This is a genomic window from Arthrobacter sp. Y-9 (genome assembly GCF_029690065.1).
GTDB lineage: Bacteria > Actinomycetota > Actinomycetes > Actinomycetales > Micrococcaceae > Arthrobacter_E.
Map to the genome: position 1 here is coordinate 3,297,543 of NZ_CP121463.1, position 24,576 is coordinate 3,322,118.

Annotated in this window: 25 protein-coding genes; 15 read left to right on the plus strand and 10 right to left on the minus strand. The window is 70.3% G+C overall.

Translation table 11 applies throughout. The features are described from left to right. Nucleotides 1–194 precede the first annotated feature (194 nt). Both P9849_RS14965 and P9849_RS14970 read left to right on the plus strand, forming a co-directional pair. Entirely contained in the window at nt 195–548 is a 354-nt protein-coding gene (locus tag P9849_RS14965) for a hypothetical protein (protein WP_278267511.1), read from the plus strand. Nucleotides 549–670: 122 nt separating this feature from the next. Beyond that, complete coding sequence (locus tag P9849_RS14970) at nt 671–2,008, plus strand: Nramp family divalent metal transporter (protein ID WP_278267512.1); 1,338 nt, start codon at nt 671–673, stop codon at nt 2,006–2,008. A gap of 63 nt (nt 2,009–2,071) precedes the next feature. On the opposite strand, the gene P9849_RS14975 is transcribed toward P9849_RS14970, so the two are convergent. Both P9849_RS14975 and P9849_RS14980 read right to left on the minus strand, forming a co-directional pair. Next, nucleotides 2,072–2,560 (minus strand): VOC family protein, encoded by a 489-nt coding sequence (locus tag P9849_RS14975; protein ID WP_278267513.1) that lies wholly within the window; start codon nt 2,558–2,560, stop codon nt 2,072–2,074. Between the two features lie 5 nt (nt 2,561–2,565). Further along, nucleotides 2,566–3,042: a VOC family protein gene (locus P9849_RS14980; protein ID WP_278267514.1), complete on the minus strand. Its 477-nt coding sequence runs from the start codon at nt 3,040–3,042 to the stop codon at nt 2,566–2,568. 182 nt (nt 3,043–3,224) lie between these two features. Here P9849_RS14980 and P9849_RS14985 point away from each other — a divergent pair, with 182 nt between their 5' ends. Together P9849_RS14985 and P9849_RS14990 are read left to right on the plus strand one after the other, a co-directional pair. Beyond that, complete coding sequence (locus tag P9849_RS14985; RefSeq protein ID WP_278267515.1) at nt 3,225–3,809, plus strand: NADPH-dependent FMN reductase; 585 nt, start codon at nt 3,225–3,227, stop codon at nt 3,807–3,809. A gap of 9 nt (nt 3,810–3,818) precedes the next feature. After that, a complete protein-coding gene (locus P9849_RS14990) occupies nt 3,819–4,373 on the plus strand; it encodes a DUF1648 domain-containing protein (protein ID WP_278267516.1) in 555 nt (184 codons plus the stop codon). Between the two features lie 36 nt (nt 4,374–4,409). On the opposite strand, the gene P9849_RS14995 is transcribed toward P9849_RS14990, so the two are convergent. The 3 genes from P9849_RS14995 to P9849_RS15005 all read right to left on the minus strand — a co-directional run bounded on the left by P9849_RS14995 (nt 4,410) and on the right by P9849_RS15005 (nt 6,851). After that, entirely contained in the window at nt 4,410–5,750 is a 1,341-nt protein-coding gene (locus P9849_RS14995; protein WP_278267517.1) for a hypothetical protein, read from the minus strand. Beyond that, complete coding sequence (locus P9849_RS15000) at nt 5,747–6,451, minus strand: ATP-binding cassette domain-containing protein (RefSeq protein ID WP_278267518.1); 705 nt, start codon at nt 6,449–6,451, stop codon at nt 5,747–5,749. The genes P9849_RS14995 and P9849_RS15000 overlap by 4 nt, the downstream gene beginning before the upstream one ends. Before the next feature lie 97 nt (nt 6,452–6,548). Then, complete coding sequence (locus P9849_RS15005) at nt 6,549–6,851, minus strand: DUF4193 domain-containing protein (RefSeq protein WP_066216141.1); 303 nt, start codon at nt 6,849–6,851, stop codon at nt 6,549–6,551. 152 nt (nt 6,852–7,003) lie between these two features. On the opposite strand from P9849_RS15005, the gene P9849_RS15010 reads away from it, so the two are divergent. Continuing rightward, nucleotides 7,004–7,819: a class I SAM-dependent methyltransferase gene (locus P9849_RS15010; RefSeq protein WP_144629452.1), complete on the plus strand. Its 816-nt coding sequence runs from the start codon at nt 7,004–7,006 to the stop codon at nt 7,817–7,819. A gap of 68 nt (nt 7,820–7,887) precedes the next feature. Here P9849_RS15010 and P9849_RS15015 read toward each other — a convergent pair whose 3' ends face one another. Both P9849_RS15015 and P9849_RS15020 read right to left on the minus strand, forming a co-directional pair. Then, nucleotides 7,888–8,250, minus strand: coding sequence for a DUF4190 domain-containing protein (locus P9849_RS15015; RefSeq protein ID WP_243874662.1), 363 nt, complete (start codon nt 8,248–8,250; stop codon nt 7,888–7,890). A gap of 95 nt (nt 8,251–8,345) precedes the next feature. Then, nucleotides 8,346–9,536 carry a hypothetical protein gene (locus P9849_RS15020; protein ID WP_278267519.1) on the minus strand — a complete coding sequence of 397 codons (1,191 nt, stop codon included), beginning with the start codon at nt 9,534–9,536 and terminating at the stop codon, nt 8,346–8,348. A gap of 44 nt (nt 9,537–9,580) precedes the next feature. Between P9849_RS15020 and P9849_RS15025 the strand changes: the two genes are divergently transcribed. From P9849_RS15025 to P9849_RS15035, 3 genes are all read left to right on the plus strand, one after another. Further along, nucleotides 9,581–10,204 carry a LysE family transporter gene (locus P9849_RS15025; protein WP_278267520.1) on the plus strand — a complete coding sequence of 208 codons (624 nt, stop codon included), beginning with the start codon at nt 9,581–9,583 and terminating at the stop codon, nt 10,202–10,204. Between the two features lie 88 nt (nt 10,205–10,292). Continuing rightward, nucleotides 10,293–10,835: a low molecular weight protein-tyrosine-phosphatase gene (locus tag P9849_RS15030; RefSeq protein WP_278267521.1), complete on the plus strand. Its 543-nt coding sequence runs from the start codon at nt 10,293–10,295 to the stop codon at nt 10,833–10,835. Then, nucleotides 10,835–13,054 carry a chorismate-binding protein gene (locus P9849_RS15035; protein ID WP_278267522.1) on the plus strand — a complete coding sequence of 740 codons (2,220 nt, stop codon included), beginning with the start codon at nt 10,835–10,837 and terminating at the stop codon, nt 13,052–13,054. Before P9849_RS15030 ends, P9849_RS15035 begins: the two co-directional genes overlap by 1 nt. 180 nt (nt 13,055–13,234) lie before the next feature. Here P9849_RS15035 and ilvD read toward each other — a convergent pair whose 3' ends face one another. Then, complete coding sequence (gene ilvD / locus P9849_RS15040) at nt 13,235–15,121, minus strand: dihydroxy-acid dehydratase (RefSeq protein ID WP_208187063.1); 1,887 nt, start codon at nt 15,119–15,121, stop codon at nt 13,235–13,237. A gap of 287 nt (nt 15,122–15,408) precedes the next feature. Between ilvD and P9849_RS15045 the strand changes: the two genes are divergently transcribed. Further along, the gene (locus P9849_RS15045) at nt 15,409–16,233 is read left to right on the plus strand and encodes a helix-turn-helix transcriptional regulator (protein WP_278267523.1); all 825 of its coding nucleotides are present in this window, start codon (nt 15,409–15,411) and stop codon (nt 16,231–16,233) included. A gap of 111 nt (nt 16,234–16,344) precedes the next feature. On the opposite strand, the gene cls is transcribed toward P9849_RS15045, so the two are convergent. Continuing rightward, nucleotides 16,345–17,811: a cardiolipin synthase gene (gene cls, locus P9849_RS15050; protein ID WP_278267524.1), complete on the minus strand. Its 1,467-nt coding sequence runs from the start codon at nt 17,809–17,811 to the stop codon at nt 16,345–16,347. A 263-nt stretch (nt 17,812–18,074) separates the two neighbouring features. On the opposite strand from cls, the gene P9849_RS15055 reads away from it, so the two are divergent. After that, entirely contained in the window at nt 18,075–18,998 is a 924-nt protein-coding gene (locus P9849_RS15055) for an aminodeoxychorismate lyase (RefSeq protein ID WP_278267525.1), read from the plus strand. Nucleotides 18,999–19,052: 54 nt separating this feature from the next. Here P9849_RS15055 and P9849_RS15060 read toward each other — a convergent pair whose 3' ends face one another. Next, nucleotides 19,053–19,619 (minus strand): GNAT family N-acetyltransferase, encoded by a 567-nt coding sequence (locus P9849_RS15060; protein WP_278267526.1) that lies wholly within the window; start codon nt 19,617–19,619, stop codon nt 19,053–19,055. Nucleotides 19,620–19,715: 96 nt separating this feature from the next. On the opposite strand from P9849_RS15060, the gene P9849_RS15065 reads away from it, so the two are divergent. The 5 genes from P9849_RS15065 to P9849_RS15085 all read left to right on the plus strand — a co-directional run bounded on the left by P9849_RS15065 (nt 19,716) and on the right by P9849_RS15085 (nt 24,571). After that, nucleotides 19,716–20,249 (plus strand): SRPBCC domain-containing protein, encoded by a 534-nt coding sequence (locus tag P9849_RS15065; protein ID WP_107004254.1) that lies wholly within the window; start codon nt 19,716–19,718, stop codon nt 20,247–20,249. Nucleotides 20,250–20,340: 91 nt separating this feature from the next. Continuing rightward, entirely contained in the window at nt 20,341–21,552 is a 1,212-nt protein-coding gene (locus P9849_RS15070; RefSeq protein ID WP_278267527.1) for an iron ABC transporter permease, read from the plus strand. After that, nucleotides 21,549–22,361 carry an ABC transporter ATP-binding protein gene (locus P9849_RS15075; RefSeq protein WP_278267528.1) on the plus strand — a complete coding sequence of 271 codons (813 nt, stop codon included), beginning with the start codon at nt 21,549–21,551 and terminating at the stop codon, nt 22,359–22,361. Before P9849_RS15070 ends, P9849_RS15075 begins: the two co-directional genes overlap by 4 nt. Further along, nucleotides 22,358–23,398, plus strand: a complete 1,041-nt coding sequence (locus tag P9849_RS15080; protein ID WP_278267529.1) for an ABC transporter substrate-binding protein — start codon at nt 22,358–22,360, stop codon at nt 23,396–23,398. The genes P9849_RS15075 and P9849_RS15080 overlap by 4 nt, the downstream gene beginning before the upstream one ends. A gap of 261 nt (nt 23,399–23,659) precedes the next feature. Then, complete coding sequence (locus tag P9849_RS15085) at nt 23,660–24,571, plus strand: NADP-dependent oxidoreductase (protein WP_278267531.1); 912 nt, start codon at nt 23,660–23,662, stop codon at nt 24,569–24,571. Nucleotides 24,572–24,576 lie beyond the last annotated feature (5 nt).

The window sequence follows — 24,576 nt, forward strand, 5'->3', positions numbered from 1 at the left end:
CCTGCCGCCCGGCCGATCGAACCCCTACGTTTTCAAGAGAGGCGGCCGAGCTCCTGGCGGAAACCTCCCTCTTGCACATAGATAGTTCGAGGAACTAGGTTTTTAATCAAGCGAGGCGTCCAGAGCGTTCGCGACCATGACACCCCTCCACACCGAGCAGGCAACTCGCCTCAAACCCGTGACAAGGAGAGAGCATGCGAATCGTCAGCAAGACCTGGAACATCGTGGACAACCCGGTCCAGAATCAGTACGAGATCTATCGGGACGGCATCGTCCAGGGCGTCGTCAAGTACCGCATCGAAGGAACCACGCTGCGGTTCTTCCTCTGCCGCGCCAATGGCCTCCGCTCCCCCTGGGAACGGCGCGCGTTCTACCTGGCGGCTGCCCGGGACGCGAAGCGCCGCCGCCTGAACGTCCAGATCACATCCCGCTCCATGGCCGAAGATCTCGCCCCCTTCAGGAAGTGGCGCCATGCCGCGCCGCAGGAGCGCCCGGTGCGCCGCATCGACAGCGCCGGCCTCACTCCCTCACTGCAGCACGCCGCGTAGCCGTTCGGCTCCGCCGGCTGACGGCGTCGACCCGGTCGACGCCGTCAGCCTCCTCGTCCTGATCCCGTGCGCCCTCATCCGGCTCGGTCGCCGGGGCGCGACCTCATCCACAGGAGGACACCGTGGCCGCGGACACTCCCGGACATGAATCCGACCGTGCGGACCAAGAGAACGAACCGCACGGCGCGAAAAAGTACCTCAAAGCACTCGGCCCCGGGCTGATCTCCGGAGCCTCCGACGACGACCCCTCGGGCATCGCCACCTACGCGCAGGCAGGCGCCACCTACCAGGCCTCGGCCCTGTGGACCGTGCCCGCCACCCTGCCGCTCATGATGGCGGTGCAGGAGATCTGCGACCGCACGGCTCTCGCCACGGGGAAGTCCCTCGGCGCCCTGGCCCGAGAGAAGTTCTCCAGCAGACTCCGCCTGCTCATCGCCATCCTGCTGATCGCACTCATCATCGCGAACGTCGTGAACCTCGCCGCAGACACCCTCGCCGTCGGCAAAGGCATGGAGATGCTGGGCGCCGGCCCGGCCTTCCTCTGGAATCTGATCGCCGGTGCGGGCATCGCGTTCACTCTCGCCAAAGGATCGTTCGCCACCATCGAGCGCATCTTCAAGTGGCTGTGCCTCGCCCTGTTTGCCTACGTCGCCGTCCTCTTCACGGTCCACGCGGACTGGGGTGAGATCCTCCACGGGCTCCTCGCCACCCGCCTGCACTGGGACCTCAGCTATTGGGCCCTGATCGCGGCGATCTTCGGCACCACCATCTCGCCCTACCTGTTCTTCTGGCAGAGCGCCAACCGCGTGGAGGATCTCAAAGCCGAGTCCTCGGATGGTGACGCCACCGGGCTCAACGAACGCGGACCACAGGACACGAAGAACAAAAAGCGCCTCGCCCGCGTCGACGTCTTCACCGGCATGGCGTTCTCGGTCCTGATCATGTTCGCGATCATCGTGGCCACGGCGGCGACCCTCGGACAGACCGGCACCGAGATCGGGTCGGCGGACGACGCCGCCAAGGCCCTGGAACCCATCGCCGGCCCCTTCGCCAAACTGCTCTTCGCCCTCGGGTTCATCGGCTCCGGCATCCTCGCCATCCCCGTGCTCGCGTCCTCCGGCGCGGCCGGCCTGTCCGGCCTGCTGAACAAGAACTGGGACCTCGACACATCGCCCCGCAAAGCCCCGGTGTTCTACACGCTGGTCCTCGTCGGCGCGGCCCTCGGCACGATCCTGAGCCTCATCTTCAGCAACCCGATCCAGCTCCTGGTCCTTTCAGCCACCATCAACGCGATCGCCGCGGCGCCCTTCCTGATCATCACGATGCTCATCGCCCGCGACAGGAAACTCATGGGAGACCAGGTCAACGGACGGCTCAGCAACACTCTCGGCTGGCTCACCGTCGTCGTGATGACCGTCCTGGGAATTCTCGGCATCGTCGGGACCATCGTCGGCGCCTGACGCAGGGCTGCGCCTCCCGGTGCGCGCCGGGAGGCGCAGCCGTGCACGACGACGGCGGCAGGGTCAGTCTCCGCGATACGCCGCCTGCATCGCCGCGAGGTCGATCCTGGTCATCGTGATCAGGGCGTTCATGGCGCGCAGGGACGCCGCAGTGTCCGTGGACGCGGTCATGGCATCCACTTCGGCGGGGACCACTTGCCAGGACACCCCGAACTTGTCCTTGAGCCAGCCGCACGGCTGTTCCAGGCCGCCGTCGGCGGTGAGGGCGTCCCAGTAGTGGTCCGTCTCCTCCTGGTCCTTCGTGATGATGACGAAGGAGACGCCTTCGCTCGGGCTGAACATCGGGCCGCCGTTGAGGGTCTGGAAGGCCGCGCCGTCCAGGGTGAAGTCCACCGTGAGCGCGGTGCCGGGCGGGAACGGCGCGGGGAAGGGTGAGCCCTCCAGCACGCGGGTGGTGATGCCGCGCGTGGAGTTCGGGAACACCGAGACGTAGAAGTCCGCGGCCTCCTCGGCGGTGCCGTCCAGCCAGATGCAGTTCTTCAGGGCGGGCATGACGGTCACTCCCCCCGGTAGGCGGCTTCAAGCGCCGCGATGTCGAACTTCTGCATCCCCATGAAGGCCTGCATGGCGCGACCCACGCCCGCGGCGTCGTCGCGGGACATGATCGAGCCGAGCGCCTGCGGCACCACCTGCCAGGAGACGCCGAACTTGTCCTTGAGCCAGCCGCACTGGCCCTCGGAGCCGCCGTCGGCTGTGAGCTTGTCCCAGTAGTAGTCGACTTCGGCCTGGTCGGCGCAGCTGATGGAGAAGGAGATCGCTTCGTTGAAGCTGAACTGCGGGCCGCCGTTCAAGCCCTGATACGGGGTCCCATTGAGCTGGAACTCGACCGTCAGCGCCGTCCCGGCGGGGAACGGGGCGCCCTCGCCGTAGCGGGACACCGCGGTCACGGAGGAGTCGGGGAACACGGAGACGTAGAACTCGGCGGCTTCCTCCGCCTGGCCGTCGAACCAGAGGCAATTGGTGATGCTGGACATGGGGCATCCTCTCGAGGGTCCGGAGTGGGCCCGGGCAGAGCCCACGTCTTCCAAGCGTACGTCCGGACCGCGCCCGGCACGAGGGATGATTTCCACCCCGCAGCGCCTCTGGACCAGGACGCCATCCCGGCCTAGCGTGGCAGAGGGGGATTCAGCCGTGAATCGTTCTGAAAGGACATGACATGACGTTCAAGGTCGGCGTTCTGGTGGGTTCGCTGTCATCCACCTCGATCAACCGGAAACTCGCCAGGGCGCTCGAGAAACTGGCGCCGGAGCAGCTGCAGCTCGAGGAGATCCCCCTGAAGGACCTCCCGCTCTACAGCCAGGATTACGACAAGACCTTCCCGCCCGTCGCCCGCGACTTCAAGGCGCGGATCGAGGCCTCCGACGCGCTCATCTTCGTCACCCCGGAGTACAACCGATCCATCCCGGGCTCCCTCAAGAACGCCATCGACTGGGCCTCCCGCCCCTACGGCAGCAACTCGTTCGCGAAGAAGCCCTCGGCGGTCACGGGCGCCTCGCCGGGCAACATCTCCACGGCCGTGGCGCAGCAGCACCTGCGGAGCATCCTCTCGTTCGTGAACTCCCCCGAGCTCGCCAGCCCGGAGGCGTACATCCACTTCACGCCCGGCCTGATCGACGACGACGGCACCGTCACCAACGAGGGCACCGCCGAGTTCCTGCGCGGCTGGCTGGACGCGTTCGCGCTGTTCGTCGCGCGCGTCACCGCCGCGGTGAACGACGGGCAGGATCCCGACCGGGGCTAGGCTCCCACCATGGGGAATGACGCGGGACACGACACACACGCCGACCACCAGGTCCGCACCGGCCGGCTGCTGACCGGCGCGGGCCTGCTGGTGTTCGCCGCCACGGTCGTGTGGTTCCTGACCGTGGCGCCGGACGCCGTGCCGGGCCATTTCGGGGCGGACGGCACGGTCAACCGCTGGGACACCAAAGGACGTTTCGTCCTCACGCTGTCCGCGGTGGCGGCGGGGATCACGCTGCTCCTGACCACCGCGCCGCACTGGATCTTCCGGCTCCCGCCGGGCATGGTCAACGTGCCGAACGCCGAGTACTGGTTCCGGCCGGCGAACCGTGCCCTCCTGGCCCGCAACCTCACCCGGGATCTGGGCGTGGTGAATCTGCTGGTGCTCCTGCTGCTGAGCTGGGTCATGGTGGCCTCGGTCATCGCGACGGACCGGGACGGACAGGTGTCACCGCTTTTCCTCATCGTCCCCACACTGCTCGTGGCGGGATGCGTCATGGGTCTCGCTCTCAGGATCTACAGCAGCCCGCGCTACGCGATCCCGCCACACGACCGGCGGGCCTGACCGGCGGTCCTGACTGTCGCGCCTGACCGGGGCCCGTCAGCGTCGGGAAGCGAGCCCGGCGAACCGGAGGAGCGACAGCACCCCGAGCCCCACCGCCAGGACCCCGAGCACCGTGCCCGACGGGAAGCGCGTTCCCGCCCAGAGCAGCCACACCGCCGGGATCACGGGCCTGAGCAGCCACAGCACCATGAACACCGCGGTCGTGTCACCCACCGGGGTGCTCACCGGCGTGAGGTACTGGGCGGGCAGGCCCGCCGCTCCCAGGCTCGCGAACCGGATCAGCGCGGCGCAGGCCGTCACCAGAAGAGCGGGCGCCAGGCGGGAGGGATCGACGGCGAGGACCGGCGCCGCGACGGCTGCCAGCAGGACGATCAGCGGCAGCGCCGCGTGAGCCAGCAGCCGGGCCGGCAGCGGCTGCGGCACGACGACGTCGTACCCCACGGTATCCGCGACATCGCCGAGGGCGCCGCTCAGCCGGGTCATGGCGGCCTGCGCGAGCAGCAGCACCACCGCGAGCATCGCCGGAGTCGCTCCCACCAAAGCCAGTGCCACCGCGCCGGCCACCAGGAGCACGAGCGCGAGCCCCACGCCCCACGGATCCTGTCGAAGATAGCGGAGGTCGATGGCGATTGATCGCGCGAGCAGACCCGCCGGGAAGGCGCGGCCTGTCCGGCGTGGCCCGCGCCGCGGGATCCCGGCGGCGAGGGACCGGTTGTCCCCGGTCATGAGTCCGGCGAGTGCGACGTCCCGTGCGGCGGTCAGATCCTCGAGACGCGGGATCGTCAGGCCGGCCGGACCTCTCTGCTTGCGAGATGCCAGCAGGGCCGAGACGAGCCCGCCGATCAGTCCCACGCCAAGCGCCGTCCCGAGGATGCCCGGAAGTCCCGGGGCTTCGCCGTTCCCCTGCCACCAGGCCAGGACCGGCAGCGCAGCGAGGACCAGCGCGAAGAGCACCGCGCACCCCTGGATGAGCCGCGTGCGGGCGCCGAGCGTGGCCCGGACGCCGAAGGGTCCCGCGGCCAGGTAATGGATCTCCTCGGCGGAACTCCACACCGGGCCGAGGTAGGCGGGGGTCGCCACGGCGGCCAGGACCAGGAGCGCTTCCAGGCCTGCGACGAGGCCGAGCACTCCGGCCGAAGAGAGCGGGGCGACCGGCCCGGCGAGCACGAGCACCACCGACCAGACGCCCGGACCGATGACCAGCCCCAGGAGCAGAGCCGCCAGATACCAGGGGTACCAGCGGCCGTCCTCGGACGCGCCGCGGAGCAGCACCCTGACGGCCTGGAGCTGCCGGCGGCCCGACTGGGCGGGCGAGACGGCCGGGGCGGGCGACGTGTCTGGGTCGCGTGATGCGGCGGGGTCGGGCGAGGCGCTCACAGCGCTCCGCCGCCGGGGTCGGCGTCGGAGATGTCACCGGACTCGTCGTCGTCCGCCCACGCGTTCCCCTCCTGCTCGCGGGCCAGCACCACCTCGCGGGCGCCCAGCAGGTCCACGAGTCGCGGGTCGTGCGTGGCCAGCAGGACGCCGGTCCCGAGATCGCGTCGTCGCAGCATCAGCTCGGCGATGACCTGACGGCGCCGGGCATCCAGACGCTGTTCGGGTTCATCCAGAACGAGCAGCGCGGCGGGGCGGGCGAACGCCATCACGAGGCCGATCCCCTGACGCTCCCCTGAGGACAGCTCATCCGGGTACTGGTCGGCCAGCCGGGCCAGGTCCAGGGCTTCGAGCACCTCGTCCAGGGGAAGGGCCATGCCGCCCGCACCGGCCCAGGAGGTCTCCACGAGATCCAGGTGTTCGGCGATCGTCAGGCGGGCGTAGAACGGCGGCGGGCCGGTCATGGCGGCGATGCCCCGGGCCCCGTCCCCCAGGTCCACCCGGCGGTCGAGGGTCCCGGTCGTGGGGTCGAGCCGGCCCAGCGCCAGCCGCAGCAGCGTGGTCTTGCCGGAACCGTTGGGCCCCGTGAGGGCCACGATCTCCCCGGGCCGTACGGTGAAGGTGGTCGGGCGCACGAGCCAGCGCTCGCCCACCTGGGCTCCCACGGCGGAGGCGCGCAGCAGCGCGGCCGGGGTGTCAGTCATCGCCGCGTCCCGTCGTCGTGCGTCCGGAGGTCATCCGCGGCTCCTGACCACACAAGAACGCCCGCGCCGGAAACCGGCACGGGCGCTGGGAAGTCGATCAGCCTTCGCACTCGACGCAGTACACGAGGCCATTCTTCTCTCGTGCGATCTGCGAGCGGTGCCGGACCAGGAAACAGGAGGCGCAGGTGAATTCATCCGCACGCTCCGGGATGACCACCACGGTGAGTTCCTCATTGCTGAGGTCCACATCAGGGACATCCACACCATCAGAGGTGTCCGCCTCGTCGAGCTCACGCACCACGCTGCGGGCATCGCCCGAGTTGACGGTCTTCAGCGCCTCAAGGGACTCGTTCTGGATCTCCGCAACATCAGAGCGCACTGCATCGTAGTCGGTTGCCATGTGTGGCCTGCCTCTCCTCGCCTAGCGGACGCCTGGTGGGACGTCACGGCAATGCATCATAAGGCACCCATGACCACATAGCCAATCGCTTCCGGAATTCCTTCCACCGGACACCCATTCCCCCTCGTCACCCCCGGGAGTACGGTGTCTGCATGAGCGCGCAGGAACAGGACGACGTCTACACTCACGGCCACCACGCCTCCGTGGTCCGGGCCCATGCCAGCAGGACCGCGCGGGAGTGCGCGGGCTACCTTCTGGAGCACCTCACCCCCGGCGTGACCATGCTCGACGTCGGCTGCGGCCCCGGCAGCATCACGTGCGACTTCGCGGAGCTGGTCGCCCCCGCCGTGGTCACCGGACTGGACCGCGCGCCGGAGGTGGTGGAACAGGCCGCGGAACTCGCCCGCACCCGTGGCGTGGAGAACGTCGCCTTCGTCTCCGGCAACATCTACGCGCTGGACTTCCCGGACGACACCTTCGACGTGGTCCACGCCCACCAGGTGCTCCAGCACCTCACGGATCCCGTGGCCGCCCTGCGGGAGATGCGCCGCGTGGCCAAGCCCGGCGGCCTCGTGGCCGTGCGGGACGCCGACTTCCATGGCATCTTCTGGTACCCCGAGATCCCGGAGCTGGACGAATGGATGGAGATGTACCAGAAGGTGGCCCGGCACAATCAGGCCGAACCGGACGGCGGACGGCACCTGGTGTCCTGGGCTCAGGCGGCCGGCTTCACGGACGTCGCCCCGAGCAGCAGCAACTGGACCTACGCCACCGCTCAGCAGCGCCGCTGGCTGGCCCGCGTCTGGGCGGAGCGGGTGGTGCACTCCTCTCTCGGGGAGCAGGCCCTCTCCTACGGCTATGCCACGCAGACCGGTCTGGAGCGGATCGCCGCGGGCTGGCACCGCTGGGGCGAGACGAGCGACGGCTGGCTCGTCATGCCGAACGGCGAGGTGCTGCTGAGGGCCTGACCGCGCGGCGCGCCACGGCGCGGGCCGCGCCCTGCCGGGGAGCCTGGCGCCGCGGCCAGGCCGCGGCGCTACTGGCTCTGCAAGCCGGAGGCCCCGGCGGTGAACATCAGGGTGAAGATCCCGATCATGAAGAACAGCACGATCGCCCAGCCCACCAGCATGATGCTGTTGATGATGATGCCCGCGACTGCGATCCCCTTGCCCGCGGGCTCCTTCCGCGAGCCGACGATGCCGAGCACGAGCCCGACGATCGGCACGAGGAAGGTCCAGCCGAAGAACATGCTGCTCAGACCCAGGACCAGGGACGCGATCGAGTTCCCCTTGGGCTGCGGCGCGGGGAAGGTCAGGTAGACCGGGGCCGGCTGCGAACCGTAGGGCCCGGGGCCGGTGGGCGGGTAGTCCGGCGGATAGTTCGGGGGCACCTGGGACACTGCTCAACTCCTTGTTTCCGGCGGTCCGGATTGCTCCGTCACCGCCCTGTCGTTCCTCCCGGCATTCTGTCAGACCGCGGGCCGGGGTCCTGGGGTCAGACCGCCGTCGGCTCCGGCACGGTGCTCCGGGCCGGCACACTGGCCACCTGGCGGATGAAGAGGATGAGCCACGTGAAGATCAGGGCGAACGCGATCAGCTCCATGCCCGTGAGGTTGTAATAGCCGAGCGGCAGGTACAGGACCACGGAGACGACCACACCGGTCACGAAGACGCCGCTGGCCACGTGGAAGGTGAAGCCGAGTCCGGGGATCCACCACGGCAGCGCGATGACCAGCACGCCCCACGCCACGACCATGCCGGTCGCGCCGGTGTTGTGCAGGAGCTCGGATTCGTCCACGGGCACCAGGCCCGCGAGCGCGAGCCCGACCCCCATGAGCACCAGGCAGCCGTAGACGGGCCGCAGCTTCGGGTGCAGATAGCGTTCGCGTCCCACGTTCTTCGCCCAGCCGCGCGCGCCGAAGAAGCGCAGCCAGCGCTGTCCCGCCTGCTGTCGCAGGGCCTGGATCTGGGTGAAGGCGACCGCCCCGGCGTCGGACTCCGAGAAGTGCTGCAGATCCGCCAGGATGAAGTGCGCCAGCGTGACGATCAGGGCGCCCGCCACGAGCAGGGTGATGTTGAAGGTGTAGGCGGTCCCGGAGTGCGCGGTGCCGAGGGCGCTGATGTTGGACTGCCACCAGTCCGCCTGCTGGGTGGTCATCATGGCGTTCAGCACCCCCATGACCAGGAAGGCGCCGAGCAGCGTGGCGACGCGTTCGGTCGTCAGGTTCTGGGCGTTCACCGCGGTCAGATACGCGGCGGCGCCGGCCGTCATGGCCAGGAGCAGCGCGGCGGCGAACGCGTCCAGGGTCAGGCCGATGAACGCCTGCTGGAACAGCGCGAACAACGCCACGGCCCCCATGTACGCGAGGGCGGCATGGGAGAGGGCCAGCGCGACGACGTCGAGCAGATAGAGCCACGGCGGACGGCCCGCGGTGCGCACCCGCTGGACCACGCGGCCTCCCACCACGAAGCCGAAGGCCGCGAGCGCGACGACGGCGCTGAGCACCGCTGCTGCGACACCGATCGAGCCACTGCCGGAGAGCGGCGGATGCGCGCCGAAGAAGATGATGAAACCGGCGAGGAACCCGACGATCAGGGCGCCACCACCGGCCTGCAGAGCACGCTCTTCGGCGGTCTTCCTGGGAGTGGAGGCAGGGTTGCTGGTTCTCAGGGGCGGCAGTGACATGTCTCTATTCTGCCCAGTCGCCGGCGCTCCCCTACTCTTGTCGGGTGGAACTCTCCCTTTGGCTGGCTCTCGCCACCGCAGCGCTGCTCATCAGCCTCACCCCCGGCGCGGGTGCCGTCAACACCATGAGCAACGCCCTCAACGTCGGATTCACCCGCTCGATCTGGGGGATTCTGGGACAGCAGGCGGCCCTGGTGATCCACGTGGTGGTGGTCGCCCTGGGACTGGGCGTGCTGGTCTCGCAGTCGCCCGTCCTGTTCAACGTGATCCGGTACGCGGGCGCCGCTTACCTGGTGTATCTGGGCATCCGGCAGTTCCTGGCCAAGCCGGTGCACACCGCGGAGGCGCAGGCGGCACTCGCGGGCGAACCCGCGTGGAGCATGTTCCGCCGTGGCCTCTGGGTGAACCTGCTGAACCCCAAGGCGATCGTCTTCTTCCTGGCCTTCCTGCCGCAGTTCATCAAGGCCGATCAGCCGTTGCTCACGCAGTACGCGGTGGTCGCGGTGACGGTGGTGGTGATCGACATCCTGGTCATGTGGTTCTTCTTCGCCCTGGCCGCGAAGTCGGTGCGCAGCTTCACCCGTTCGGCGCGCGGGCAGCTGGTGCTCAATCGGAGCTTCGGGGTGCTCTTCGTCCTGCTCGGCGTGGGGCTGGCGCTCCTGCACTGAGCGCTCCGGGCAGGGTCCGGGGCCGTCACGCGGGCCTCGTCCGGCACCCGGCCCCCGCCGTCGCGGGCGGAGCGGCTACCGTTGGAGCATGGCTGAAAAACCTTTCCGGGTGATCACGGTGTGCACGGGCAACATCTGCCGCTCACCCATGGCTGAATACCTGCTGCGCCGCGCTCTGGCGGAGGCCGCGCAGCAGCACCCCGAGGACGGGTTCCTGGCCGCCGTCGTCGTCGATTCGGCCGGGATCAGCGACGAAGAGGTGGGCCGCTCGATGGACCACCGCGCCGCCACTCAGCTGCGCGCGCTGGGGATCGACCCCGCCGGGCATGTGGCCCGCGAATGGGACAACGCCTGGTTCCGCGAGCGCGACCTCATCCTGGCCATGGACGAGAACCACTACCGGGCGCTGCGGCGCTGGGCGCCGGACGAGCAGAGCCGCGCCCGGATCCGCATGTTCCGGTCCTTCGACCCGTCGATGGCCGACAGGAGCACGGCCGAACTCGGCATCTACGACCCCTGGTACGGCGACCAGCGGGACTTCGTCGAGTGCGCGGACATGATCTCCGGCTCGCTGGAACCGCTCGTGGAGTACATCCGGGCCGCGGCGGCGCACGGGGCCCAGCCCGAGTGATGGCCGCACCTCGCACGGCGCCCCTGCTGATCGGCATCGACGGCCGGTCCGGCGCCGGGAAGACCACCCTCGCCGTCGAACTGTGCGCCCGCCTGCGGCAGCACCGCACCGTCTCCCTGTTCCACCTCGAGGACATCTACCCTGGCTGGCAGGGCCTCGAGCAGGGCATCCAGCGCTATCTGGACACCGTCCTCGCGCCCCTCTCCACAGGCCACGACGCCGAGTGGACCACCTGGGACTGGGCCGCCGGCACGGACGGTCCGCTCCGCACGACGCCGGCCGCGGAGATCGTCGTGATCGAAGGTGTGGGGGCCTGCGCCGAGGGCGCCCGGGAACTGCTCGACGCGACGCTCTGGGTCTCCGGCGCGGACGACGAGCGGAAGTCCCGCGCCCTGGCCCGCGACGGCGAGAGCTACGTGCCCTTCTGGGACACCTGGGCGGAACAGGAGGAACGCTGGCTGGCCACGGATCCCGTGCCGGAGTCCGTGGATGTCACCGTCCGGGACACGGCGGGCGGAGGCGGCCCGGGAAGTTCCGGGACGGGCGGGGCCGGCGACGCCGTCGACGAGGTCCTCGAACTCCTGGGCCACCACCCCGCACTCCACGCGGAACTCGCCCCGGAACGCAGCGCGCTGACCTCCCGGCCCCTGCGCATCACCGCGGCCGGACCTCTGGCCTCCGAAAAAGGCACGGCACCGGACGCCGGGGCCCTCTTCGCGGAACTCTTCGGGAACGACGCCCACGCCGTCTGGCTCGACTCCTCGGACGCGGGACTTCCCGGGGCCACCCGGAACCGCTTCAGCATCATGGCGGGCAACCCGGGCGCCGGACTCTCCATGAGCCATCGCTGCGGGGTCACGGAACTCCGCCGCGGCACCTCGTCCGCACGCCTGCCGCTGCCGTTCTTCCGCTGGCTCGCCACCGCCTGGACGCCTCAGACCCTGCCGGCCGCCCCCGCCGGGTACGACTGCCCGTTCCGCCTCGGATGGCTCGGCTGGCTCGGGTACGAGCTCAAGCGCGAGACCGGCGGCTCGGATCAGGACACCTCCGGCACGGCCGTGCCGGACGCGGGCCTGCTCTTCGCGGATCACGCCGTGGTCCTGGACCATCAGGAAGGCCTCGCCTGGGCGTTGGAGCTGGCCGGCACCGAGCCCGACGACGGCGCCGCCCCCGCCCCGGCCTCCTCCGGCGCGGGTCCGGTCGGTCGTGAAGGCTGGGCGGCCGTCGTCGCCCGCGCACTGGAGACCGCCAGGACGCCCACGGACACCGCGCCCGGCACCGCAGCGGCCGCCGCCGCCACTGCCGCGCCGGCGTCGCCCGCGGCCTCCGCACCATCCACGCCGTCATCCCCCTCCGCACCGTCGCCCGCCCCACGCTTCACCGCCCGCGACACGCACCGGGACTACCTCGCGAAGGTGCTGGCCAGCCAGGACGAGATCCGCGAGGGCAACAGCTACGAGGTCTGCCTGACGACCACCCTCACCGCGGACGCCCCCGGCTTCGACGTCGCCGCCGCGTACCAGGCCCTGCGGCGGCGGAACCCGGCGCCCTTCGCGGCCTTGCTGCGCTTCGGGGACGTGAGCCTCGCGAGCACGTCGCCGGAACGGTTCCTCTCGATCGACGCGGGCGGGGGACTGCTGGCCGAGCCCATCAAGGGCACGCGCCGTCGTTCCGCCGACGCCGCGGAGGACGCGGCGCTCCGCGAAGACCTCTCCACGAGCCTGAAGGACCGGGCGGAGAACATCATGATCGTGGATCTGCTCCGCAACGACCTCAGCCACTTCGCCGAACCCGGGTCCGTGACGGTGAGCCGGCTCTGCGCCATCGAAAGCTACGCGACGGTGCACCAGATGGTGAGCAGCATCCGGGCACGGCTCAGGCCCGGGGCGTCCCGCGTGGAGGCCGTCGCCGCGGCGTTCCCGGCCGGGTCCATGACGGGAGCCCCGAAGATCAGCACCATGGCGATCCTGGACGGTCTGGAGGGCGGGCCCCGTGGGATCTACTCGGGCGCGCTCGGGTACTTCTCGCTCGACGGGTCAGTGGACCTCTCGGTCGTCATCCGGACCCTGGTCGCCTCCGGCGCCGGCGAGGACACGCGGCTGAGTCTCGGCGTCGGCGGAGCGGTCACGGCGGATTCCGTGCCCGAGGACGAGTACCAGGAGATCCGGACGAAGGCCTACGGGGTGCTCAGCACCCTCGGCGCCGAGTACCCGGAGTAGGCGCAGCGGTCCTCGGCGCCCGGCTCCCCGGGCCCGGTTCCGCACCCCACACCACCCACGGCCCCCAGGCTGAGTCCGCTGGAAACGCCGTGAGTCCGCTACACGATGCAGCGGACTCACGGACTTCAGAGCGGACTCAGCACCTCGGGAGCCGGGCGACCGGCCCTGAGGGGTGTGAGACTACTGCGCCACCGGCTGAGGCGAGGTCATGCGGTACAGGGCGTCGACGTCGCGCACGGCACCCTTGTCCGCGGAGGTCGCCATGGCCGCGTAGGCCCGCAGCGCGGCGGAGACCTGACGTTCACGGCCCACCGGGTGGTAGCCGGTCGTGGCCTCGAGGCGGTCGCGACGGGCTTCCAGCTCGGCCGGGTCCACCAGCAGCTCCAGGGAGCGGGTGGGGATGTCGATGCGGATGCGGTCGCCGTCCTCCACGAGGGCGATGGTGCCGCCGGAGGCGGCCTCCGGCGAGATGTGGCCGATCGAGAGCCCCGAGGTGCCGCCGGAGAAGCGGCCGTCCGTGATCAGGGCGCACTTCTTGCCGAGGCCACGGCCCTTGAGGAACGACGTGGGGTACAGCATCTCCTGCATGCCCGGACCGCCCTTGGGGCCTTCGTAGCGGATGACCACCACGTCGCCCTCCTTGACGGTCTTGTTGAGGATTTTCTCCACGGCCTCGTCCTGGGATTCGCAGACCACGGCGGGCCCCTCGAAGGTCCAGATCGACTCGTCCACGCCCGCGGTCTTCACCACGGCGCCGTCGACGGCGATGTTGCCGCGCAGCACGGCCAGGCCGCCGTCCTTGGAGTACGCGTGCTCGACGGCGCGGATGCAGCCGCCCTCGGCGTCGGTGTCCAGGGAGGTCCAGACGTTCGACTGGGAGAACGCCGTGGAGGAGCGGACGCCGCCGGGGGCGGCGTGCCAAAGGTCCTGGGCCTCCTGGGTGGCCTTGCCACCGCGGATGTCCCAGTCGTCCAGCCAGCCGTTGAGGTCCGTGGAGTGCACCGAGTGGACGTCCTGGTGGAGCAGGCCGCCGCGGTTCAGCTCCCCGAGCAGGGCGGGGATGCCGCCGGCGCGGTGCACGTCCTCCATGTAGTAGGTCTTGTCCTTGGCGACGTTCGGCGCCACCTTGGCCAGGCAGGGCACCTGGCGGGACTTGGCGTCCATCTCGGCCAGCCCGTAGTCGACGCCGGCCTCCTGGGCGGCGGCGAGCAGGTGCAGGATCGTGTTGGTGGAGCCGCCCATGGAGATGTCGAGGGCCATGGCGTTGTCGAAGGCCTTGGCCGTCGCGATGGAGCGGGGCAGCACGGAGGCGTCGTCGCCGTCGTAGTAGCGCTTGACCAGGTCCACCACCGTGGCGCCGGCCTTCTCGTAGAGGGCCTTGCGGGCGGTGTGCGTGGCGAGCACGGAGCCGTTGCCCGGCAAGGAGAGGCCGATCGCCTCGGTCAGGCAGTTCATCGAGTTGGCCGTGAACATGCCGGAGCAGGAGCCGCAGGTGGGACACGCGTTCTCTTCGATGAGGTTGATGTCCTCGTCCGAGATGGACTCGTCCACGGCGTCCGCGATCGCGTTGACCAGGTCCAGCGAGCGCACCGAACCGTCGGTCAGAGTCACGCGGCCGGCCTCCATAGGGCCACCGGAGACGAACACCGTGGGGATGTTCAGGCGCAGGGCGGCCATAAGCATGCCGGGGGTGATCTTGTCGCAGTTGGAGATGCAGACCAGGGCGTCGGCGCAGTGCGCGTTGACCATGTACTCCACCGAGTCGGCGATGAGGTCGCGGGACGGGAGCGAGTACAGCATGCCGCCGTGGCCCATGGCGATACCGTCATCCACGGCGATGGTGTTGAACTCACGGGCGACGGCGCCCGCGGCGTGGATGGCTTCGGAGACGATCCGGCCCACCGGCGCGAGGTGGGTGTGGCCGGGGACGAATTCGGTGAAGGAGTTCGCCACGGCGATGATCGGCTTGCCAATGTCCGAGTTGGCGACGCCGGAGGCACGCAGCAGTGCGCGGGCGCCGGCCATGTTGCGGCCGTGGGTGACAGTGCGGGAACGATATGCAGGCATGGTCCCAGTCTTCCGTCTGGAACGACCAGCACCAAGACGGCGCTGCTTCTGGTAGTGGGAGTACTAGAATCAGTACTCGATGGCTGAGGCTGCGGCGAACCGGCAGCGGGCTCCCTGCCGCCAACCTCACGGACCCAAACTCGCGGACCGGCCCTCGCGGCTCTACCCCGCTGAGACAGTGAGTTTCCGCCGAAACAGTGTCTTCTGCTCACTGCTTCGGCGGAAACTCACTGTCTCGACCAGGAAGCTCAGCCGGGAGCCGGCCGACCCACCGAAAGGCGACCACCATGACCGAAGCCGAAGCCTGGCGGAAGGAACTCGGCGGATTCCTGGCCGCGCGGCGTCGTCGTGCGGTGCGCAGCGATTACGGCCTCCCGCAGGCCGGGCGCGGCAAGGACGTCGGGCTGCGGCGCGAGGAGGTCGCGTTCCTCTCCGCCATCTCGGTGACCTGGTACACGTGGCTGGAGCAGGGCCGGAAGGTCAACCCGTCGCGGGAGGTGCTCACCTCGCTGGCGACGGTGCTCCGGCTGGATCCCGCGGAGGAACGCTACCTGTTCACCCCCTTCGGCTATGCCGCTCCTGCGCCCAGCCTCGGCACCGCGGAGACGACCGCGCACGTGCAGCGGCTCCTCGACGCGATCGACCCGAACCCGGCCCTGGCGCTCGAGGGCAATTGGGACATCGTGGCCTGGAACGACGCCTACAGTGCCCTGTTCCCGCGTGTCCTGGAGGTCTCCGGACCGGACCGGAATCTGCTGCGGCTCGTCTTCACGGATCCGGCCGTGCGGGCCCTGCTGCCCGACTGGGACCAGACGAGCGCGCAGTTCCTCGCCGAGTTCCGGGCCGAGACGGGGTCACGGATCGAGGATGCCCGGAAGGCCAGTCTGGTGGCGGGGCTCCTGCAGTCGAGCCCGGAGTTCCGCGCCCAGTGGGAGGCGCACGGCATCCGCGGGTTCACGCCCCGGACCCGCAGCTTCAACCACCTCGACGGCAGCACCGTCACCTACGAGCACCACCAGCTCACGCTCGCGGACGCCCCGGCGCTGAAGCTGATCGTCTACACGCCGGCGCCGGACCCCGCGACGGACGACGACGGCGCCGCCTCCCGCTGACCGCTCCCGGCCCGGCGCCGTCCGGGTCAGCCGGCGTCGCCCACGCTTTCGTGGTCCACCCACGGACATTTCAGTGGGTCAACCACAAAACCGTGGGTCGGAGCGCCGGAGCTACTGCAGCGCTGCGGAGAGCCGGCACACGTTGTCCACGTACTTCGAGAGCACGGACCGCTCCTGCCACTCCTCGGGCGACAGCTCGCGCGACTTCCTCCGGTACTCCTCCTGCACCTCGCGCAGCGCCGCCACGATCTCCGGGCCCACCATCATGAGCGAGACCTCGAAGTTCAGCGAGAAGGACCGCATGTCCATGTTGCTGGATCCGAGCACCGCCACCTCGTCATCCACCGTGAAGTGCTTCGCATGCAGGACCGCAGGGGCCCGGTAAAGGAAGATGCGCACCCCGGCCTCCAGGAGCGCCTGGTAGTAGGACCGCTGGGCGTGATGCACCAGGAACTGATCGCCCTGCTCGGAGACGAACAGGTCCACCTTGACGCCGCGCTGCACGGCCGTCGTGATCGCGTACAGGAGGGAGTCGTCCGGGACGAAGTACGGGCTGCAGATGGAGATCCGCTCCTGCGCCGAGTAGATGAGCGCGTTGAAGAGCCGGAGGTTGTTCTCCTGGGAGAAGCCCGGGCCGCTCGGCACCACCTGCGCCGGGATGTCGCCCTGGACCGGCTCCGGGAACCGCATCTGTGCTTCGAGGGACTCGTCCGTCTCGCTCAGCCAGTCCGTGGCGAACACGACGTTGAGCCCTGCCACCACGGGACCCTCCACCCGGGCCATGAGTTCCACCCAGTGCCGTCCCGCCTTGCGGTGCTTGGGATTGTTGTAGGAGGGCTCCGTGAGGTTCTGCGACCCGGTGAACGCGACCTCGCCGTCGACCACCATGATCTTGCGGTGATTGCGCAGGTCCGGGCGGCGCCACTGACCGGCCAGCGGCAGGAGCGGGAGCATGCGCTGCCAGCGGATCTGCGAACCCCGCAGCATCTTCAGCAGGCGGCGGTAGCCGCGCACGCGCAGGGTGCCGATGTGGTCGAACAGGAGCCGGACCTCGACCCCGCGTTCGGCCGCTTCTTCCAGCGCGGTGAAGAGGGGTTTGGTGACCTCGTCATAGGCCATGATGTAGAACTCGACATTCACGTAGTCCCGGGCCTGACGGACGGCGTCGGTCATGGCGTCCAGGGACTCCTGATAGCCCGGGATGAGCTGCACGCGGTTGCCCGCCGTGAGCGGCTGGGCCCCCAGGTTCCGGTTGAGCTCGACGGCGGACGCGAGCCACGGCGGCAGGTGCACCACTTCCGGGGCGGCCGCCACGAGGGTGCTGGAGTCCCGCACGCGGCGGTTGACGTCCTCGAGCTTACGGACGCGACGCCCACTGAGCCGGAACGTGCCGAAGAGGAGGAACAGGAGCAGGCCCACGGACGGGACCAGGAAGATCGCCAGGAGCCAGGCCATGGCCGTGTTCGGCCGGCGGTTCCCCGGCACGACCCCGAGCAGCACCACACGCAGCACGATGTCGACGACCAACCAGACGGAGAGCAGCCAGCTCCAGTTATCCGGCAGGCTGAACGGCAGCATGCATCTCCCCCTTGTCGTGTTCGTGGTCCCGTCCCGGATGATTCCGGGCGGCCACGGTCTCCCCTGAGAATATCCGCCCCCGGGCGTTTCCAGGGCGGGCGTCCCCCGCGCGGCCCTGCGCGAAGCTCGCCTCCGTCCACGTTGCGTGCTCAGTTGTTGCGGGTGTTCGGCCGGAATACCCGCAACAACTGAGCACGCAACACTGAGCGGACACCAACGGGACGCGCGCGGCCTGCCGGGGGATGCGGCTCTAAGCTGGACCCATGACTTCGACGTCCCCCAGCACCGTGCTCGTGTTCCTCGATCCCGCCTTCCCGCAGGGCCGCGTGGCGGATGCCTCCGTGCCCCAGCTGATGGCCACGGACCTGGGCGCGACCCGTGGTGACGGCGTCTTCGAATCGCTCCTGGTGCTCGACGGCAAGCTCCGCAAGCTTCCCGCGCACCTCGCCCGCCTGGCCGGGTCCGCTGCGGCACTGGACCTCACGATCAGCGATGCGGACGTGTGGCGCGCGGCGATCGGCACGGCCGTGGACGAGTACCTCGAATCGCACCCCGGCGTGGACGAATTCGTGGTGAAGCTGCTGGTCACGCGCGGTGTGGAGGGTGCGGACGCCCCCACCGAGTGGGTGCAGGCCAGCCCGGCCCCCGCCCTGGGGAAGAAGCAGCGCGTGGAGGGGATCGATGTCGTGCTGCTGGACCGCGGTTACGACAGCGATCTGGCCGAGCGCGCCCCGTGGCTCCTGCTCGGAGCGAAGACCCTCAGCTACGCCGTGAACATGGCGGCGCTGCGGCACGCGCACTCGCTCGGCGCGGATGACGTGATCTTCACGTCCGCGGATGGCCGGGTGCTCGAAGGCCCGACGTCCACCGTGCTGCTCGCGCACCGCGACGTGAACGACGACGGCTCGGTCACCAAGCGCCTCGTCACGCCGCAGCTGGACTCCGGGATCCTCCCGGGCACCTCGCAGGGCGCCCTGTTCACCGCGGCGAAGGAGGCGGGCTGGGAACTCGGCTACGGGCCGCTCGAGCCGGAGGACCTGTTCGACGCCGACGCCGTGTGGCTGATCTCCTCGATCCGGCTGATCGCACCGGTGAAGCACCTCGACGGCAAGACCATCGGCTCCGACCCGGCCGTGGCCGCGGAACTCACCGAGGAGCTGAACCGGCTGTTCGCCGGCATCGAGTAGGCGGGGCCGCGGGGCCTAGGGGGCGGGGTCCGCGCCCGCGGCCGGCATCCCGCCCTACAGCTCCGCCGCCATGGCCACGCGCGGCCAGCGGTCCAGGCCGTGGGCGGCCTCCTCGGCGACTTTGGCGCGAAGCTCCGGCCCCCACTCCGCCTGCGGCAGCACGTCGAATCCGAGCCGGGCGTAGTAGGCCGCGTTCCAGGGGATCTCGCTGAAGGTCGTCAGGGTCACTCGGCGCATCCCGCGATCCCGGGCCTCGGCACGGAAGTGCTCCAGAAGCCTCGCGCCCAGTCCCTGCCGGCCGTGCCGCGGGTCGACGCTGAGCTGTTCCAGGTGTGCGGCCCCGTCCACCACCTCGCCGACGGCGTAGCCCGCCACCTCGGTGGCGGGATCCGAGGCGGCGTCCGAGGCGGCGTCCTCCGCGCCGGGGACCAGCGCCGAGCCGCCGACCGGCACGGTCAGCACCCACGCCCAGCCGGACGCCGCGAAGGCGGCCAGTTCGGCGTCACTGAAGGGTTCGTCGTCGGCGATCGAGGCCATCCCGGCCTGCCGGAAGAGCTCTCCGGCGGCACGTTCCAGGTCCTGGACGGCACGGAAATCGGCGGGGGCCATGGCGCGGATCATCACTCCAGTCAACCATTCCCCGGATTGCGCCGCATGACCCGGGATGAACGCCGGTGACGAATTGTGCCGCGCGATGAGTGCTCTCGTTGACCTTGGATGACGGCCGCCGCAGACTTCCAGGAGAACAAGGAGGACGAACAGGTGGAGAGCATCCGGCAGCTCGAAGAATGGCAGGGCCTGCGTGGCATCAACAGGGTCTGGGAGTTCGACGCGCCCGTCGAGACCGTGTTCCGCGCGCACACCGACCCGCTCTGGCTGGCCCGCTGGCTGGTGCCGGAGGGTGTCGAGCTGCGGTTCCGCCGCTGGGATGCCCGCACGGGCGGATCCTGGAGCTACTCCGTGGGCGCCGGCGGTGACGACTGGACCTTCTACGGCTCCTTCCACGAGGTCTCCGAGCCGTGGCGCATCGTGCAGACGGTGGAGGCGGAGGCCGACTCGCACGGCCCCGTCCTCGAAGTCCTCGACTTCCTCGAACTGCCCGGCGGCGGCTGCCGCCTCGAGGCCATCGCCATGTTCACCTCGCCCGCAGCTCGCGAAGAGGTCGGCGGCTCGGACGACGACGGCGGCCTGGCCCGCCTGACCGACCTCCTCTCCGAGCTGGGCGCCTTCTCCACCCCGCTGCCGCAGTAGGGTCACCCCGTCCTCTCACCCCGCACGCCTCTCCCAGGGCTTCGTCGGCTTCGTTAATGCTAATGATTCTCATTTAAAGTAAGATGCGAGGGTGATCGGCTCCACCACCTCGTCCCCGACGCGGCTTCCCGCCCCTGCCACGTCCCCGCCCTCGTCCTCTTCGACGCCCTCCGGCCCCGCGGCGTCGGGCACGCCCACGGCGCCCGACCGGCCCGCCGCGCGCGAGCAACCCTCTGCGTCACGGCGTCATCGGCTCCGCTCGGCGCTCCTCCGGCTCCTGGCACCGGCCCTGGCGCTGGGGATCGTCGCGGTCCTCGTCCTCTCGGCGACGGCCGGACCGCTCGCGACCACACCGTGGCAGGCCCTCCAGCTCATCACCGGCCACCTCCTGCCGGGCATGCCGTGGATGACGGACGGCTCCCTCAGTGCCGCCCAGGACCAGGCCGTGTGGAGCTTCCGGCTGCCCCGCGCGCTCCTGGCGGGCATCGCGGGGGCGAGCCTCTCCCTGGCCGGGGCCCTCCTCCAGGCCAACGTCCGCAACCCTCTGGCCGAGCCGTACATCCTGGGAGTGTCGGCGGGCGCCGGGGTGGGAGCCGTGACGGCGATCGTCGCAGGTTCCACCGCCATCGCCGGTCTCGGACTGAACGCCGCGGCCTTCATCGGCGCCACCATCACCACCGCCCTCGTGTACCTGCTGGCGCGGCAGGGCGGCGTGATCGCGCCGTCCCGGCTCATCCTCGCGGGCGTAGCCCTCGGCGCGCTGCTGTCCGCCATCACCAACTTCCTCACGATCACCACCGAGGCCCAGAACGTCTACAGCGTGCTGTTCTTCCTGCTCGGCAGCGTCTCCGCCGCCGACTATCCGCAGCTGATCCTTCCGGCCCTCAGCCTCGCGGCCGTCTCGGTGTTCGCCCTGCTGCGCTCGCGCTCCCTGAACGCCCTGCTCGCCGGGGATGAGACGGCCACGGCGCTCGGCGTCGACGTCCGGTCCCTGCGCCGCCTCCTGCTGCTCGCCACCGCACTGCTGACCGCGACGACGGTGGCCGTCAGCGGAGGGATCGGCTTCGTGGGGCTCGTGATCCCCCATGCGGCCCGGCTGCTCGTCGGGTCCGACCACCGGCGGATGCTGCCCGTGACGATCCTCGGCGGAGCGCTCTTCCTGATGCTGGCCGATCTCCTCGCCCGCACCATCGCGCCACCCGCGGAGATCCCACTCGGCATCCTCACGGCCGTGATCGGCGCCCCGTTCTTCCTCTGGCTGCTCCGCGGCAAGGGCGCCGGAGCCGCGGGGGTGGACCGGTGAACATCTCCTTCGACGACGTCCACGTCACCCTGGGGCGGCGGGAGATCGTCCACGGCATCAGCCTCGACGTCCCCTCCGGCCAGGTCCTCGGCATCCTGGGCCCCAACGGCTGCGGGAAATCGACGCTGCTCCGCACGCTGTACCGGGTCCACCGGCCGAGCGCGGGCACCGTCCGCGTCGACGGCGAGGACGTGCAGCGCCTCAGCCCCCGGGAGGCGGCCCGCCGGATCGCCGTGATGGCCCAGGAGAGTGGCCTCGACTTCCCCCTCACAGCGCTCGAAGTGACCCTCCTCGGCAGAGTCCCTCACCAGCGCGGCTTCGGCGCCGACACCGCGCAGGAACGCGCCCTGGCCGATGAAGCCCTGCACGACGTCGGGGCCTCCGCCCTGGCGCACCGCAACTTCGCGGAGCTCTCCGGCGGGGAGAAGCAGCGCGTCCTGCTGGCCCGCGCGCTCGTGCAGCAGGCCCCGGTGCTGGTGCTCGACGAGCCCACCAACCACCTGGACATCTCCTTCCAGCTCGAACTGATGCACCTGGTCACCGGGCGCGGACTCACGGTGCTCGCCGCGCTGCACGACATGAACCTCGCCGCCGACCACTGCGACCAGGTGGCCGTCCTCAGCCGGGGCCGGCTCCTCGCGGCAGGAGCTCCCGCCGACGTCCTCGACGAGGGGCTCATCCGCGAGGCGTTCTCGGTCGAGTCCCGCCGGCTGCGGCACCCCCTCACCGGCCGGCCGCTGATCGCGGTGGCTGCGCCGTCGTCGTCCTCTGCCCCAGGGCAGTCCCCCGAAAATGAAGGAACACCATGACGCATCCCCCTCTCAGCCCGGCACGGGCGATCTTCCGCAGCCGCAGGATCCAGGCGTCCGCCCTGGCTCTGGGCCTGCTGGCACTGACCGGCTGCGGCCAGGGCGTCAGCCAGGCCGGCCCGGCGCCGGCCTCCGGAACACCGGCCACCCCCGCCGGGAAGGTCACCAATTGCGGACGGACGCTGGATCTCACCGCGGTCCCGCAGCGCGTGGTCACGATGACCCCGGGCCAGTCCGATCTGCTCGTCAAGCTCGGCCTCGCCGACTCCGTGGTCGGCGAGGCCCAGACCAAGGGCCGGGAGCTGCCGGCCGAACTCAAGGCGCCCGGCAAGGTGCGTCAGCTCAGCGAGAAGGCTCCTCCGGCGCGCGAGTCGCTGCTGGGGGTCGCTCCCGACTTCGTCTACTCCCCCACGGGGTATGAGTTCACGGCGGAACAGGGCTTCGCGAGCATCGACCAGCTGAAGAAGGCCGGCGCCGAGTCCTACATCGCCACCGCAGGCTGCCTTCAGCGGCGCAGCTCCGCCGAGGTCACCGACCTCCTGACGGACATCGACAACCTCGGCGGCCTGTTCGGGATCAAGGACCGGGCAGCCACCGTCCGCCAGGAGGCCCGCCAGGCACTGGACGACGTCGGGAAGGCCGTCTCAGGGCGCGCGAAGCCCCGCGTCCTCGAGGTCTTCGTGGAGGGCAGCACCGTCTCCGCGATCGGCGCGGGCCTCGAATACGACATGATCCGTCAGGCCGGCGGGGAGAACGTGTTCTCCCCCAAGGACCCGGCGTTCAGCTCCTTCTTCTCGGCCGTGATCTCCCCGGAGACCCTGGTGCAGAAGAACCCCGAGGTCATCGTCTTCACCACCCTGAACAGGGAGCACGAGGACGCCACCCGCGCCTTCCTGCGACAGAAGTTCCCGAACGTGCCCGCCGTCAAGGACAACCGTCTGGTGGCGATCGATTCCGATGAGGTCATGCCGGGGACCTGGGGCAACATCCGGGCCGTGCAGGAGATCGCCAAGGGGCTCCACCCCGACGCGTTCTGAGCCATCCGTCGGCAACTCCACCGGGAGCCGTCTCCGGAGACCCTTCAGAAGCCCCGCCGGGACCGCGATCCGCGGTTCCTGCGGGGCTTCGCCGTGCGCCGGAGGACGCTGCACGTCATCCGGCGTCATGCGCCGAAACGGCCGGAATGGACGCGGAGCCGGACCCGTTGCACGGGACATCACCGGCGATGGCCCGCCACCCGCGGCATCGCCTTCGCAGCGCCGGACCACGGCGCGTCGATCGCTGAGCGAGGAGTCACCATGGCACGTGCAGTACGGTACGAACGGTTCGGTGGACCCGAGGTCCTGGACCTGGTCGAGGTTCCGGAGCCGCATCCCGGCCCCGGCGAGGTCCGCGTCCGCGTGACGGCCGCCGGCCTGAACCCCGTGGACTTCAAGATCTTCCACGGTGGCCCGGTCGCCGAGGCCTTCGGCGGGGCGCCCGGCTCCGGGGTGGGCAACGACTTTGCGGGCGTCATCGACGAGCTCGGCGACGGCGTGACCGGCTGGGCCGCCGGGGACCGCGTCTTCGGCGGGAAGCGCCACGAGGCGATCGCCGACTTCATCGTCACCACCCCGGAATCCCTGCAGCGGACACCCGAACGGCTCCCGGACGAGGTCGCGGCGACCCTGGACATCGCCGGACGGACCGCGGCGGCGGCCATCGACCAGCTGAACCTCAGCCCCGGGGACACCGTCCTGATCGGCGGAGCGGCGGGAGGCGTCGGCGTGCTGGCCACCCAGCTCGCAGTGGCCGCGGGAGCCACGGTCATCGGCACGGCCTCCGAGCGGAACCACGAGTTCCTGCGGGAGCTCGGTGCGATCCCCGTCGTGTACGGCGAGGGGCTGGAGGAGCGGGTGCGCGCCCTCGGGACCCCGACCGCGGCCGCGGATCTGAACGGGACCGAGGTGATCGACGTCGCGCAGGCGTTCGGCGTGCCCGCCGAACGGATCACGGCCATCGCCGCCCACGGCCATGGGCCTGAAGGCTTCACGGCCACGGGCGGCGGCGACGCCACACCAGGCGCCCTCGGACGGATCGCCTCCGGTCTCGCCGAAGGGAGCCTCGTCCTGCCGCTCGAGGCGAGCCACCCGGTGGAGGAGGTCGCCGACGCGTACCGGCTCCTGGAGGACGGGCACGTCCGCGGCAAGGTCGTCGTCACGCTCAGCTGAGGGGA

Coding starts and splice junctions, on each gene's coding strand:
- P9849_RS15085 (WP_278267531.1), top strand. CDS start 23,660: ATGGCACGTGCAGTACGGTACGAACGGTTCGGTGGACCCGAGGTCCTG.
- P9849_RS15005 (WP_066216141.1), bottom strand. CDS start 6,851: ATGGCAACCGACTACGATGCAGTGCGCTCTGATGTTGCGGAGATCCAG.
- P9849_RS15055 (WP_278267525.1), top strand. CDS start 18,075: ATGACTTCGACGTCCCCCAGCACCGTGCTCGTGTTCCTCGATCCCGCC.
- ilvD (WP_208187063.1), bottom strand. CDS start 15,121: ATGCCTGCATATCGTTCCCGCACTGTCACCCACGGCCGCAACATGGCC.
- P9849_RS15035 (WP_278267522.1), top strand. CDS start 10,835: ATGGCCGCACCTCGCACGGCGCCCCTGCTGATCGGCATCGACGGCCGG.
- P9849_RS15030 (WP_278267521.1), top strand. CDS start 10,293: ATGGCTGAAAAACCTTTCCGGGTGATCACGGTGTGCACGGGCAACATC.
- P9849_RS15020 (WP_278267519.1), bottom strand. CDS start 9,536: ATGTCACTGCCGCCCCTGAGAACCAGCAACCCTGCCTCCACTCCCAGG.
- P9849_RS15045 (WP_278267523.1), top strand. CDS start 15,409: ATGACCGAAGCCGAAGCCTGGCGGAAGGAACTCGGCGGATTCCTGGCC.
- P9849_RS15060 (WP_278267526.1), bottom strand. CDS start 19,619: ATGATCCGCGCCATGGCCCCCGCCGATTTCCGTGCCGTCCAGGACCTG.
- P9849_RS14975 (WP_278267513.1), bottom strand. CDS start 2,560: ATGCCCGCCCTGAAGAACTGCATCTGGCTGGACGGCACCGCCGAGGAG.
- P9849_RS15000 (WP_278267518.1), bottom strand. CDS start 6,451: ATGACTGACACCCCGGCCGCGCTGCTGCGCGCCTCCGCCGTGGGAGCC.
- P9849_RS15010 (WP_144629452.1), top strand. CDS start 7,004: ATGAGCGCGCAGGAACAGGACGACGTCTACACTCACGGCCACCACGCC.
- cls (WP_278267524.1), bottom strand. CDS start 17,811: ATGCTGCCGTTCAGCCTGCCGGATAACTGGAGCTGGCTGCTCTCCGTC.
- P9849_RS14985 (WP_278267515.1), top strand. CDS start 3,225: ATGACGTTCAAGGTCGGCGTTCTGGTGGGTTCGCTGTCATCCACCTCG.
- P9849_RS14965 (WP_278267511.1), top strand. CDS start 195: ATGCGAATCGTCAGCAAGACCTGGAACATCGTGGACAACCCGGTCCAG.
- P9849_RS14990 (WP_278267516.1), top strand. CDS start 3,819: ATGGGGAATGACGCGGGACACGACACACACGCCGACCACCAGGTCCGC.
- P9849_RS15080 (WP_278267529.1), top strand. CDS start 22,358: ATGACGCATCCCCCTCTCAGCCCGGCACGGGCGATCTTCCGCAGCCGC.
- P9849_RS14980 (WP_278267514.1), bottom strand. CDS start 3,042: ATGTCCAGCATCACCAATTGCCTCTGGTTCGACGGCCAGGCGGAGGAA.
- P9849_RS15065 (WP_107004254.1), top strand. CDS start 19,716: ATGACGGCCGCCGCAGACTTCCAGGAGAACAAGGAGGACGAACAGGTG.